The sequence below is a fragment of the Kitasatospora sp. NPDC087861 genome, assembly GCF_044742585.1.
GTDB lineage: Bacteria > Actinomycetota > Actinomycetes > Streptomycetales > Streptomycetaceae > Kitasatospora.
This window is the reverse complement of record NZ_JBIUUS010000034.1, coordinates 38,698-50,689: the sequence shown is the minus strand read 5'-3', so window position 1 is coordinate 50,689 and position 11,992 is coordinate 38,698. Positions and strand designations below refer to the sequence as shown.

At 73.9% G+C, this 11,992-nt stretch carries 12 protein-coding genes; 9 read left to right on the top strand and 3 right to left on the bottom strand.

Features of this window, described 5'->3' with window-relative positions; translation table 11 throughout:
- Nucleotides 1-2 precede the first annotated feature (2 nt).
- Nucleotides 3-671 (bottom strand): NAD(P)-binding oxidoreductase, encoded by a 669-nt coding sequence (locus ACIOJE_RS33215; RefSeq protein ID WP_400781335.1) that lies wholly within the window; start codon nucleotides 669-671, stop codon nucleotides 3-5.
- A gap of 127 nt (nucleotides 672-798) precedes the next feature.
- On the opposite strand from ACIOJE_RS33215, the gene dxr reads away from it, so the two are divergent.
- The 5 genes from dxr (at nucleotide 799) to ACIOJE_RS33190 (ending at nucleotide 6,415) form a co-directional block, all read left to right on the top strand.
- A complete protein-coding gene (gene dxr, locus ACIOJE_RS33210) occupies nucleotides 799-2,028 on the top strand; it encodes a 1-deoxy-D-xylulose-5-phosphate reductoisomerase (RefSeq protein ID WP_400781333.1) in 1,230 nt (409 codons plus the stop codon).
- Between the two features lie 116 nt (nucleotides 2,029-2,144).
- Nucleotides 2,145-3,449, top strand: a complete 1,305-nt coding sequence (locus ACIOJE_RS33205) for a M50 family metallopeptidase (protein ID WP_400781331.1) — start codon at nucleotides 2,145-2,147, stop codon at nucleotides 3,447-3,449.
- Nucleotides 3,450-3,592: 143 nt separating this feature from the next.
- Nucleotides 3,593-4,753, top strand: coding sequence for a flavodoxin-dependent (E)-4-hydroxy-3-methylbut-2-enyl-diphosphate synthase (gene ispG, locus ACIOJE_RS33200; RefSeq protein WP_280685396.1), 1,161 nt, complete (start codon nucleotides 3,593-3,595; stop codon nucleotides 4,751-4,753).
- Between the two features lie 158 nt (nucleotides 4,754-4,911).
- On the top strand, nucleotides 4,912-5,787 hold the full coding sequence (locus ACIOJE_RS33195) for a GNAT family N-acetyltransferase (RefSeq protein ID WP_280685417.1): 876 nt from the start codon (nucleotides 4,912-4,914) through the stop codon (nucleotides 5,785-5,787).
- 70 nt (nucleotides 5,788-5,857) lie between these two features.
- Nucleotides 5,858-6,415, top strand: a complete 558-nt coding sequence (locus tag ACIOJE_RS33190; RefSeq protein WP_280685395.1) for a GNAT family N-acetyltransferase — start codon at nucleotides 5,858-5,860, stop codon at nucleotides 6,413-6,415.
- A 60-nt stretch (nucleotides 6,416-6,475) separates the two neighbouring features.
- Here the strand turns inward: ACIOJE_RS33190 and ACIOJE_RS33185 are convergent, their stop codons facing one another.
- Together ACIOJE_RS33185 and ACIOJE_RS33180 are read right to left on the bottom strand one after the other, a co-directional pair.
- Complete coding sequence (locus ACIOJE_RS33185) at nucleotides 6,476-7,399, bottom strand: aminoglycoside phosphotransferase family protein (protein ID WP_400781326.1); 924 nt, start codon at nucleotides 7,397-7,399, stop codon at nucleotides 6,476-6,478.
- Nucleotides 7,400-7,495: 96 nt separating this feature from the next.
- Entirely contained in the window at nucleotides 7,496-8,089 is a 594-nt protein-coding gene (locus ACIOJE_RS33180; protein ID WP_400781366.1) for a ferritin-like domain-containing protein, read from the bottom strand.
- An 820-nt stretch (nucleotides 8,090-8,909) separates the two neighbouring features.
- Between ACIOJE_RS33180 and rimP the strand changes: the two genes are divergently transcribed.
- From rimP to ACIOJE_RS33160, 4 genes are all read left to right on the top strand, one after another.
- Nucleotides 8,910-9,458, top strand: coding sequence for a ribosome maturation factor RimP (gene rimP / locus ACIOJE_RS33175; protein WP_400676779.1), 549 nt, complete (start codon nucleotides 8,910-8,912; stop codon nucleotides 9,456-9,458).
- Between the two features lie 54 nt (nucleotides 9,459-9,512).
- The gene (nusA, locus tag ACIOJE_RS33170; protein WP_280685392.1) at nucleotides 9,513-10,547 is read left to right on the top strand and encodes a transcription termination factor NusA; all 1,035 of its coding nucleotides are present in this window, start codon (nucleotides 9,513-9,515) and stop codon (nucleotides 10,545-10,547) included.
- A gap of 96 nt (nucleotides 10,548-10,643) precedes the next feature.
- Nucleotides 10,644-10,943, top strand: a complete 300-nt coding sequence (locus tag ACIOJE_RS33165; RefSeq protein WP_400781323.1) for a YlxR family protein — start codon at nucleotides 10,644-10,646, stop codon at nucleotides 10,941-10,943.
- 247 nt (nucleotides 10,944-11,190) lie between these two features.
- Nucleotides 11,191-11,992 (top strand): translation initiation factor IF-2 N-terminal domain-containing protein (locus ACIOJE_RS33160; protein WP_400781364.1); only part of this gene is annotated, 802 nt, incomplete at its 3' end.

Here is an 11,992-nt window from a genome sequence, read left to right as displayed (position 1 = left end):
GCTCAGCCGTTGTGCCCGGCCGCGACGGTGACGGCCTCCTCGATCGTGGCGTTGCCGGCGACGAGTTCCAGCGTCTGCCCGGCCGTGCCCGGTTCGCGCAGCAGCGCGGCGAGCACGGCGGCGACGTCGGCCCGGTCCACGGCGCCGCGCGCGACCGAGGGGGCGAGCCGGACCAGGCCGGTGCCGGGGCCGTCGGTGAGCCGGCCGGGGCGCAGCACCGTCCAGGCCAGCCCGGTCCGGGCCCGGACGGCGTCGTCGGCGGCGCCCTTGGCCCGCAGGTAGGTCTCGAAGACCTCGTCGGCGGGGTGGTGGGCGTCGGCGTCGGCGCCCATCGAGGAGACCATCAGGTAGCGCCGGACGCCCGCGAGTTCGGCGGCGTCGGCGAGGAGGACGGCGGCGTCGCGGTCCACGGTGTTCTTGCGGGCGGCGCCGCTGCCCGGTCCGGCGCCGGCGGCGAAGACCACCGCGTCGGCGCCGGCGAGCAGTTCGGCGAGCTGCGGGGCGGTGGCGGACTCCAGGTCGAGCAGCAGCGGTTCGGCTCCGGCGTCGGCGAGGTCCTGGGCCTGTTCGGGGCGGCGGATGATCCCGGCGGGCCGGTCGCCGCGCGCGGCGAGCAGCCGTTCGAGCTTCAGCGCGATCTGTCCGTGGCCCCCGGCGATGACGGTACGCATGGCTCCGACGGTAGCCCGGGGCGGGCCCCGGCGTCCTGTGGAGAGCCGTCGCGCGGTGGCGGTCCCCTGTCGGGCGTTCGGTCGAGGGGGGTCCTGCGGAGGGCTGCGGGCAGGACACAATGGGCGCATGACTTCGCTCGCCCACCCGCAGCTGCGGTTCACGCCCATCGTGCAGGACCCTTCCGGCCCCCGGGAGCTGGTGATCCTCGGTTCGACCGGGTCGATCGGCACCCAGGCCATCGACGTGGTGCTCCGCAACCCGGACCGCTTCCGGGTGGTCGCCCTGTCGGCGGCCGGTGGCCGGGTGGAGCTGCTCGCCGAGCAGGCGCTGCGGCTGGGCGTGCACACGGTGGCGGTGGCGGACCCGGCGGCCGAGCCGGCGCTGCGCGCGGCGCTGGCGGAGAAGGCGGCCGGCGGTCCGCTGCCGGCGGTGCTGGCGGGGCCGGACGCGGCGACCGAGCTGGCCGCGATGGAGTGCCACTCGGTGCTGAACGGCATCACCGGGTCGATCGGGCTGCGCCCGACGCTGGCCGCGCTGGCGGCGGGCCGGGTGCTGGTGCTGGCCAACAAGGAGTCGCTGATCGTCGGCGGCCCGCTGGTGAAGGCGGTGGCGAAGCCGGGGCAGATCGTGCCGGTGGACTCCGAGCACGCCGCGCTGTTCCAGGCGCTGGCCGGCGGCACCCGGGCCGAGGTGCGCAAGCTCGTGGTGACGGCCAGCGGCGGCCCGTTCCGCAGCCGGACCCGTGCGCAGCTGGCCGGGGTGACCCCGCAGGACGCGCTGGCGCACCCGACCTGGGCGATGGGCCCGGTGGTCACGATCAACTCGGCCACCCTGGTGAACAAGGGCCTGGAGGTGATCGAGGCGCACCTGCTGTACGACGTGCCGTTCGACCGGATCGAGGTCGTGGTCCATCCGCAGTCGGTGGTGCACTCGATGGTGGAGTTCACCGACGGTTCGACGCTGGCGCAGGCCAGCCCGCCGGACATGCGGATGCCGATCGCACTGGGCCTGGGCTGGCCGGAGCGGGTGCCGGACGCCGCCCCCGCCTGCGACTGGACCAAGGCCGCGACCTGGGAGTTCTTCCCGCTGGACAACGACGCCTTCCCGGCGGTGGAGCTGGCCCGTGAGGTGGGCACCCTGGGCGGTACCGCCCCGGCGGTCTTCAACGCGGCGAACGAGGAGTGCGTGGAGGCGTTCCTGCAGGGCCGCCTCGCGTTCACGGGAATCGTGGACACTGTTGCCAAGGTCGTCGCCGAGCACGGCACGCCCGTTCCGGGAACTTCCCTGACGGTCGAGGACGTCCTGCACGCGGAGGACTGGGCCCGCGCCCGGGCCCGCGAGCTGGCGGCGGGCTGACGGCGGCGGGTTGACGGCGTGGGGCGTTCCCGGCCGGGAACGCCCGTGCCGGGTGTCCGGCCCGGCGCGACTGCGGTAAGACAAGACGACGAGCGGAGCGGCATGGAGGACCAGCGGTGGCAATGGTTTTGACGGTGGTCGGCATCCTGGTCTTCGCGGTCGGGCTGCTCGTCTCGATCGCCTGGCACGAGCTCGGCCACCTCTCCACGGCCAAGCTGTTCGGCATCCGGGTGCCGCAGTACATGGTCGGCTTCGGCCCGACCGTCTGGTCGCGCAAGAAGGGCGACACCGAGTACGGGTTCAAGGCGATCCCGCTGGGCGGCTACATCCGGATGATCGGGATGTTCCCGCCCGGCGAGGACGGCCGGATCACCAAGCGCAGCAGTTCGCCCTGGCGGACCATGATCGAGGACGCCCGGGAGGCCTCCTACGAGGAGCTCCAGGAGGGCGACGAGCACCGGCTGTTCTACACCCGCAAGCCCTGGCAGCGGATCATCGTCATGTTCGCCGGGCCGTTCATGAACCTGATCCTGGCCTTCGGGCTGTTCCTGACCGTCATGATGGGCTTCGGCGTCTCCATGGCGGTGCCGACCATCGGCTCGGTCGCCCAGTGCGTCGTCAAGGCCGGCCAGCCCACCGACACCTGCCCCGCCGACGCGCCCAAGACCCCGGCCAACGAGGTGGGTCTGCGCCAGGGCGACAAGGTGCTCTCCTTCGACGGCGACCGGATCCGCGACTACGACCAGTTCCAGGCGGACATCCGGAAGTCGGCCGGCAAGCAGGTGGAGATCGTCGTGGACCGCGGCGGTGAGCGGCTCACCTTCAAGCCCACCATCGCCGTCAACGACGTGCAGAAGTACGACGGCAGAGGCGTGCCGGTGAAGGGCCAGACCGTTCAGGCGGGGTTCCTCGGGTTCACCCCCAAGACCGAAACCGTCCAGCTCGGCTTCGGGCAGTCCGTCGACCGGATGTACGACATGGCCGAGAACGGGGTGAAGTCGCTGGCCGCGCTGCCCGGCAAGATCCCGGGCCTGTGGAACGCCGTGGTGGGTGACGCCCCGCGCGACCCGGACTCGCCGATCGGGATGGTCGGCGCGGCCCGGGTCAGCGGCGAGGTGTTCTCGCTCCACGAGTCGGCCACCCAGCGGGTCGCGATCTTCGTGAACCTGCTGGCCGGCATCAACCTCTCGCTCTTCCTGTTCAACATGCTGCCGCTGCTCCCGCTGGACGGCGGCCACATCGCCGGTGCGGCCTGGGAGGCGGTCCGGCGCCGCTTCGCACGGATGTTCAGGCGGCCCGACCCGGGCCCCTTCGACGTCGCCAAGCTGATGCCCGTGGCGTACGTCGTGGCCAGCGTCTTCATCGGCTTCACCCTGCTGGTGATGGTCGCCGACCTGGTGAACCCGGTGAAGATCGGCTAGCGGGTCCGGGGACGGCGGGTGTGCTGGGGCCCGGCGCCGTGCCGTACCGTGGGGGCCGGGCGCGTCTCGATCGCGCGCCTGGCCTCGGCCGTCCCAACGGCCGGGCGGTCGACCACACCTCAACCCCGGGGAACCCTGCGCACATGACCGCGATCTCGCTCGGTATTCCGTCCCTGCCGCTCAAGCCGCTCGCCAAGCGCCGTGTATCCCGGCAGATCATGGTCGGCAACGTACCGGTCGGCGGCGACGCCCCCGTCTCGGTGCAGTCGATGACCACCACCGTGACCTCGGACATCAACGCCACGCTGCAGCAGATCGCCCAGCTCACCGCGTCCGGGTGCCAGATCGTCCGGGTCGCCGTCCCCTCCCAGGACGACGCCGACGCGCTGCCGATCATCGCCAAGAAGTCCCAGATCCCGGTGATCGCCGACATCCACTTCCAGCCGAAGTACGTCTTCGCCGCGATCGACGCCGGCTGCGCCGCGGTCCGCGTCAACCCGGGCAACATCAAGGCCTTCGACGACAAGGTCGGCGAGATCGCCAAGGCCGCCCGGGACGCCGGCGTGCCGATCCGGATCGGCGTCAACGCCGGCTCGCTCGACAAGCGCCTGCTGGAGAAGTACGGCCGTGCCACCCCCGAGGCCCTGGTCGAGTCCGCGCTCTGGGAGTGCTCGCTGTTCGAGGAGCACGACTTCCGCGACATCAAGATCTCGGTCAAGCACAACGACCCGGTCGTGATGATCAACGCCTACCGCCAGCTCGCCGCCGCCTGTGACTACCCGCTGCACCTGGGCGTCACCGAGGCCGGCCCCGCCTTCCAGGGCACCATCAAGTCCGCGGTCGCCTTCGGCGCGCTGCTCGCCGAGGGCATCGGCGACACCATCCGGGTCTCCCTCTCCGCCCCGCCGGCCGAGGAGATCAAGGTCGGCAACCAGATCCTGGAGTCCCTCGGCCTGCGCCAGCGCGGCCTGGAGATCGTCTCCTGCCCGTCCTGCGGCCGCGCCCAGGTCGACGTCTACAAGCTCGCCGAGGAGGTCACCGCCGGGCTGGAGGGCATGGAGGTGCCGCTGCGCGTCGCCGTCATGGGCTGCGTCGTCAACGGTCCGGGCGAGGCCCGCGAGGCCGACCTCGGCGTCGCCTCCGGCAACGGCAAGGGCCAGATCTTCGTCAAGGGAGAGGTCATCAAGACCGTCCCCGAGTCGAAGATCGTCGAGACCCTGATCGAGGAGGCGCTCAAGCTCGCCGAGCAGATGCAGGAGGCGGGCGTCGAGGCCGGTACGCCGACCGTCGTCGCCGCCGACTGACCGCGCGGGGTCCGCGCGGGTGCGCCGCGCGCAGTTTTCCGGAAGCGGGGCCGTCCGTTCGCGGACGGCCCCGCGGCCGTAGCCGGGTGGGGCCACGGAGTAGGGTGCGGCCAGATTCGTCTCAGTGAGGTGCTGTCTCGATGCTCGATCGAGGTGTGATGCTCCCCGGCTCGTTCCAGGCCGCCCGCTCCCTGGCCACCACCCGCGTGCTGGAGCCCCCCGACCTCGCGGATGCCCTGGCGGTCCTCCACCGCGACCCGGTCGCCAACGCCTTCGTCGCCACCCGGGTCGAGGCCGTCGGCCTGGACCCGTGGCGGCTCGGCGGCGAGATGTGGGGCTGGTACGACGGGGCCGGCACCCTGGCCGCGCTCTGCTACGCCGGAGCCAACCTCGTCCTGGTCGACGCCGGGCCGCAGGCCGTCGCCGCCTTCGCCGAGCGGGCCCGTCGGCAGGGCCGCCGCTGCTCCTCGATCGTCGGACCGGCCGAGGCCACCGCCGCCTTCTGGGCGCTGCTGGAACGCAGTTGGGGCCCGGCCCGCGAAGTCCGCGCCCACCAGCCGCTGATGGCCACCACCGCGCCCTCCGCCGAGATCGCCCCCGACCCGCTGGTGCGGCGGGTACGGCGCGACGAGGTCGAGGCGCTGCTGCCCGCCTGCGTGGCGATGTTCACCGAGGAGGTCGGGGTCTCCCCGCTGGCCGGCGACGGCGGCCTGCTCTACCAGGCCCGGGTCGCCGAACTCGTCACCACCGGGCGGTCGTTCGCGCGTTTCACCGAGGACGGCCAGGTGGTCTTCAAGGCCGAGATCGGCGCCGTCACCGAGGGCGCCTGCCAGGTCCAGGGCGTCTGGGTCGCCCCCGCGTACCGGGGCCAGGGCCTCTCCGAGAGCGGCATGGCCGCCGTCCTGGACATCGCGCTGCGCGAGGTCGCCCCGGTGGTCTCGCTCTACGTCAACGACTTCAACCTGCGGGCCCGGGCGGCGTATCGGCGGGTGGGGTTCCGCGAGGTGGGCGTCTTCATGAGCGTCCTGTTCTGACTCCGGGCCCCGGGTGTTCGGTTCCGATCCTCGCCCGCGCCACCGGCCCGCTAGTAGTAACGTCCGGGGCATGGATCAGCTGACCGGGGTGACGATCGAGGCCATCGACCTTGCGGCCTGGGCGCCGCAGGCGCTGGAGGTCCAGGCGGTGGCGTTCGGCCTGACGTCCGAGGAGGTCGCGGTCCGGCTGCACATCGTCGGACGGCACGCCCGCCAGGCCGGGGTGATCGCGTTCGGCGCGATGAGCGACGATCGGCTGGTCGGCTTCGGCTACGGGATGCCCAACCAGCGCGAGCACTGGTGGAGCACGGTGATCGAGCCCTACCTGAGCGCGGGCGGCCACGGCGGCTGGCTGGACGACGTGTTCGCCGTCACCGAGCTGCACGTGCTGCCCGAATTCCAGGGCCAGGGCGTCGGCTCCCGGCTGATCCGCACCCTCTGCGAGCACTCCGGGCTGGACCGCAGCATCCTCTCCGCGATCGACGCGGAGACCCCCGCGCGACGCCTCTACCGGGCGCTCGGCTACCAGGACCTCGCCCGCGCGGTGCGCTTCCCCGCGACGGACCGGCTGTACGCGGTGATGGGGGCGCGGCTTCCGCTGCGCGAGCCCGGCGCGTCCAGGGCCTAGCTAGCCAGGGCGGGTCCGACGATGCGCGTCGCACGCCCGGCGGGAATCGTCGGACCCGCCCTAAAGCGCCCCGGCGAACTCCAGGTAGAGCTCGGCGTCCTCCTGGCGGCCGGCCGCCAGGGCCCGCAGGGCGAGGTCGACGGCCCGGAACAGCGTCCAGCCGCGCAGCCGCTCCCGGTCCACCTCCAGCGCGTCCGCGAGCTGGTGCAGCCGGCGGCGGACGGCCGCGGCCACGCCCGGGGAGCCGACCAGGGTGTCCGCCCGGTCCAGGGCCAGCCGGGCCAGGTCGAAGGCGCGCTCGCCGGCCAGCGGGCGCGGGTCGATCGCCAGCCAGGGTGCCCGGTCGGCGGCGAGCACGTTGCCGTGGTGGAAGTCCCCGTGGAGCAGGAAGGTCTCGGTGGCGGAGCCGGCCAGGCCGTCGGCCGTCTCCAGCGCCTCGGTGACCAGCGACTGGGCCTCGGCCGCTCCGGGAAGGGCGCGGAGTCCTTGCAGCCGCTCCGAGGTGTCGGCGGTCCGTGTCGCGAGCGACGGGAACGGGTGGCCCTCCGGCAGGTCGGACCAGAGCCGGTGCAGCAGGCTGGTCGCTTCCAGCATCGCCTTCGCCTCGGCGAGTGAGCGCAGCGGGATCTCCCCGTGCAGCCGCTCCAGCAGCAGGACGCCCTCGGCCGGGTCGGAGTCCAGCAGCAGGACGGCCCCGCGGCCGGCCCAGTGGGCGAGCGCCGCGTGCTCCAGGGCGGTCTCGGGGGTGCGCAGTCCGGTCTTGAGGACGGCGGGGGAGAGGTCGTCACGGTGGACGTACCCGACCAGGCTCAGGCTGCCGCCGGGGTCGAGCACCCGCTCCAGGGTGAGGTCCCAGCGCGCCAGGTACGTGGCCACCCGCGCGGGGAGCCCGGCCAGCCACTGCCGGCCCGGCTCGCCCTGGCTCGCGGTGACGCTGCGCGCCAGCCAGGTGGGGACGGTGATCTGCGGTGCTGCTCCCGACATGCCGGCCTTCCGGTTGACGCTCCCCCGTTGGTACTACCCGTCCATTGTCGGCCATGGACGGGAAACCGCAGGTCAGCGGCGCGGGCCGGACAGACCCTAAGGCCGGGTGGCCGGAGGGGCGGCGGTGGGAGTGGGGAGGGGCTCGGGGATGCCGGGGAAGGCGGTGTCGGCGGCGCCCCAGCGGTGGGCGCGCAGGGCGCACTCGCGCAGGGCGTCGGCGGCGGCGCTCCGCTGGGGGCCGGGGACGGCGGCGACGAGGTCGGCGTAGACGGCGGTGAGCCGGGTTTCGAGGTGGGCGGCGAGCCGGGTGGCGCCGGCCGTGTCGGTGACGGCGAACGGGAGCTGGTAGCCGCCGGCGGCGGCGGTCGGGGTGGCGCCGAGGGAGGCGAGCAGCCGCTGCCAGGAGTCCCGCCGGGCCTCGTGGGCGGCGTAGGCGGTGCGGGCGTCGGCGCGCTGCTGGTCCTCGGGGAGCCGGGCGCCGACCACGCCGTAGCCGTAGACGGCGGCGTGTTCGGCGCCGAGCGCGCCCTGGAGGGCGGTGACGGCCGCGGCGGTGGAGGGAGTGGCCGAGGGGGAGGGGGAGCCGGTGGGCTTGTCGCCCGGGGGCGCGGTCGGCGTTTCGGTGGGCGTGCCGGCGGCCGCGGGCGGGGTGGCCGACGCGGTGGTGTCGCCGAGTGCGACGGCGTGCAGGACGTCGGAGGCGGCGACGGAGGTGAGCAGGCGGGCGAGCGGCGGGCTGGCGGCGGCCAGGTCGGCGAGGCGGGTCTGGGCGGTCTGCCGTTCGAGCGCGGCGAGTGCTGCGGGGGTGGTCACCGGCGCGGCGGTCGGGGTGGCGGCCGGCGTGCCCGAAGGCGTGGATGGGCCCGACGGTGTGGCCGGGCCCGAAGGTGTGGGCGTGGCCGGGGGCGCCGGGGGGATCGAGGCGGCGGGCAGGCCGTGGGCGAGCGCGGCGCGGTGCTGGGCCACCTCGGCCCGCAGCGGCTGGAGCAGGGCGGCCTGGGCGCCGCCAGGGCCGGCGAGCAGGGTGTCGTAGCCGCTGAGCAGGGTGTCGGTGGCGGCGATGGAGCGCAGCACGACCGGTTCGTCCGGGTTCGGCAGCGGGCCGCGGTTGCCGGGCGCGGCGTCGTTGCCGTCGTAGCCGCTGGTACATGCGGTGAGGACGAGCAGCCCGAGGGCCAGCAAGCTCCGTCGGCTGGGCGGCTGCATCGGTGTCACTCCGGGGCGTGTGCGGGAGGGCGGCCTCCCCGCCGGTCCTCGTTGGCGTGAATGATTACAGAATCCCCACGATTTCGGGCCTGGTTTCGGATCTCGGGGCTCGGCGGGAGCCGGTGTGAGCTTGCTCGCAGTGGGTGGCGTGCGACCGGTCGGCGGTGGTCCGGAATCGGTGGTTCCCGGCTTCACCGGCTAGGCTTTGGGCCGAGCTGCCGTGACCCGGTGTGCGCCGGACCGGCGCCGGAGGGTGCGGAGCGACCTTCTGACAACAGCAGACGCGGCCGAGGAGTCCACCCGGATGAGCACCACCCACACCGACCGGCTGCGCGCGTTGCTGGAGCCGCTGGCCGCGCAGGCCGGACTGGACCTCGAGGACGTCAAGGTCACCAAGGCGGGCAACCGCCGCCAGGTGCAGATCGACGTCGACACCGACGGCGGCGTGGACATGGACGCCATCGCCGAGTTCAGCCGGGTGGTCGGTGAGGCCCTGGACGAGTCGGACCTGATGGGTGACGAGCCCTACCTGCTGGAGGTCGGTTCGCCGGGCGCGGAGCGCCCGCTGGACCTGCCCCGGCACTGGCAGCGCGCCGAGGGCCGGCTGGCCAAGATCCACCTGGTCGACGGCGGGGAGATCGTCGCCCGGGTGCTGGAGGCGGACGAGGACGGCGCGCTGGTCGAGGTGCAGCCGGTGAAGGGCCGCGGTCGTCCGAAGGAGCGCCGTCTGGCGTACGCCGAGGTGGCTCGGGCGCGCGTCCAGGTCGAGTTCAACCGCAAGGACGACGAGCTCCTCGACGAGGCCGCGGACTTCGCGGACGCCTCCGAGGAGGGGGACGACGGTGCGGAGTGACCTGCGCACCGCCTGGACCATGACGAACGTGACGAAAGACGAGGAGGCGTAGCCGTGGACATCGACATGAGTGCCCTGCGCACGCTGGTCAACGAGAAGAACATCCCCTTCGACCTGCTGGTCGAGTCCATCGAGTCCGCCCTCCTCACCGCGTACCACCGCACCGAGGGCTCGCGCCGTCGCGCCCGGGTGCACCTGGACCGCAAGTCCGGCCACGTCACCGTGTGGGCGATGGAGGACCCGGCGGAGCTGGACGAGGGCGTCGAGCCGAAGGAGTTCGACGACACCCCGAACGGCTTCGGCCGGATCGCGTCCAGCATCGGCATCCAGGTGATGATGCAGCGCCTGCGCGACGCCGCCGACGACCAGACCTTCGGCGAGTACGCGGGCAAGGAGGGCGACATCGTCACCGGTGTCGTCCAGCAGGGCAACGACCCGAAGAACGTGCTGGTCGACATCGGCAAGCTGGAGGCCATCCTGCCGCCGCAGGAGCAGGTCCCGGGCGAGGACTACCGGCACGGCACCCGGCTGAAGTGCTACGTGGTGGCGGTGCGCCGCGGTGTCCGCGGGGCCTCGGTGACGCTGTCGCGGACGCACCCGAGCCTGGTGAAGAAGCTGTTCGCGCTGGAGGTCCCGGAGATCGCGGACGGCAGCGTGGAGATCGCCGCGATCGCCCGTGAGGCCGGCCACCGCACCAAGATCGCGGTCTGGTCGCGCCGGCAGGGCCTGAACGCCAAGGGTGCCTGCATCGGCCCGATGGGCAGCCGGGTGCGCGCGGTGATGGGCGAGCTGCACGGCGAGAAGATCGACATCGTCGACTGGTCGGAGGACCCTCGCGAGATGGTCGCCGCAGCGCTGTCCCCCGCACGGGTGACCAGCGTGGAGATCGTCGATTTCGCCCAGCGCTCCGCCCGGGTGATCGTGCCCGACTACCAGCTGTCGCTGGCGATCGGCAAGGAGGGGCAGAACGCCCGCCTCGCCGCCCGCCTCACCGGCTGGCGGATCGACATCCGGCCGGACACCGAGGGCCAGCCGGAGGACGGCGGCCGGGACGCTGACCGGGACATCGACCGGGACGCCGACCGTTAAGTGCGGCGCTGACCGGCCGCTCGCTCTGTCCAAAGGCCCCCCGCCGCTCCCCCCGGGATCGGCGGGGCGGCGCCATGTCCCTTCGGAGGGGTAGACTTGCCTTCGTCTGGCCGGACGCATGTCCGAGCACGCCCGGAACGCACCTGCGTGGGCTGCCGCAAGCGAGCGGCCAAGCACCAGCTGTTGCGTGTCACGGCGGTCGAGGGCGTCTGCGTCCCTGATCCCCGTGGCGCACTGCCGGGCCGGGGCGCGCACCTGCACCCCGATCCGGCCTGCCTCGACCTCGCGGTCCGCCGTCGGGCGTTCCCCCGGGCCTTCCGGCTCCAGGGCACGCTCGACACGGAGCGGCTCCGCGAGTTCATCGGGGAGCGGGCAGGCGACACCCCGGAGCCCTGAGTCCACTCAGGCCCGCCCGGGGAACCTCCCGCTACGGCCGTCGCTCTGCGCGACGGAGAACCACCGCAACAAGCACAGCGCGCGGGCAGCCGCACGCCGTGCACCAGTCAGGTACCTCGCGAAGTGGAAGTAGGTCGAGATTGCGATGAGCACTCGATGAGTACGCGATGAGTACGCGATGGGTACGCCCATGAAGTAGCGACGGTCCGGCGGACGAGACACCCCGGACTCATAGATCAGGAGTGAAGTGGCTAAGGTCCGGGTTTACGAACTCGCCAAGGAGCTTGGCTTGGAGAGCAAGGCCGTCATGGCCAAGCTCACCGAGCTCGGTGAGTTCGTCCGTTCGGCGTCCTCGACCATCGAGGCGCCGGTCGTACGCAAGTTGACTGACGCTCTGGGAGTGGCCCCCACCACCGGTGGTTCCGCTGCCAAGCCGGGCCCGCGCAAGCCCGCGGCGCCCCAGCCCGCCGGTGGCTCCGCCGCTGGCGCGGCCGCACCCAAGCCGGGTGCCCCGACCCCGGGTCCGCGCCCTGCCGCGACCCCGGGCCCCCGTCCCACCCCGGCCGCAGCGGCTCCCGCCGCCCCGGCCGCGCCCGCCGCCCCGCGCCCCGCGGGTGCGCCGACCCCGGGCCCGCGCCCGGCGGCCCGCCCCGCCGCACCTGCGGCTCCGGCGGCCGAGTTCTCCTCCCCGGCTCCGGCCGAGGCCCCCGCCGAGCGCCCGGCCGCCCAGGCCCAGCGTCCGGCGTCCGCCCCCGCCGCTGCCGGCGGCAGCGCCCGTCCGGGCCCGCGTCCGGCCGGTCCGCGTCCGGGCAACAACCCGTTCACCTCGGGCAGCGCCACCGGCATGGCCCGCCCCGGCGACCGTCGTCCGGCCGCGCCGGGTGCCCGTCCGGGTGGCGGCGCGCCCTCCGGTGACCGTCCCCGTCCGGGTGGCGACCGTCCGCGTCCGGCCGGTGCTCCCGGTGCCGACCGTGGCGCCCCGCGTCCGGGTGGCGACCGTCCGCGTCCCGCTGGTGCTCCCGGTGCCGACCGTGGCGCCCCGCGTCCGG

Excerpts from the sequence above, each read along its gene's own strand:
- ACIOJE_RS33190 (WP_280685395.1), top strand. The coding sequence starts at position 5,858 with ATGGATCAGCTGACCGGGGTGACGATCGAGGCCATCGACCTTGCGGCC.
- dxr (WP_400781333.1), top strand. The coding sequence starts at position 799 with ATGACTTCGCTCGCCCACCCGCAGCTGCGGTTCACGCCCATCGTGCAG.
- rimP (WP_400676779.1), top strand. The coding sequence starts at position 8,910 with ATGAGCACCACCCACACCGACCGGCTGCGCGCGTTGCTGGAGCCGCTG.
- ispG (WP_280685396.1), top strand. The coding sequence starts at position 3,593 with ATGACCGCGATCTCGCTCGGTATTCCGTCCCTGCCGCTCAAGCCGCTC.
- ACIOJE_RS33195 (WP_280685417.1), top strand. The coding sequence starts at position 4,912 with ATGCTCCCCGGCTCGTTCCAGGCCGCCCGCTCCCTGGCCACCACCCGC.
- ACIOJE_RS33215 (WP_400781335.1), bottom strand. The coding sequence starts at position 671 with ATGCGTACCGTCATCGCCGGGGGCCACGGACAGATCGCGCTGAAGCTC.
- ACIOJE_RS33185 (WP_400781326.1), bottom strand. The coding sequence starts at position 7,399 with ATGTCGGGAGCAGCACCGCAGATCACCGTCCCCACCTGGCTGGCGCGC.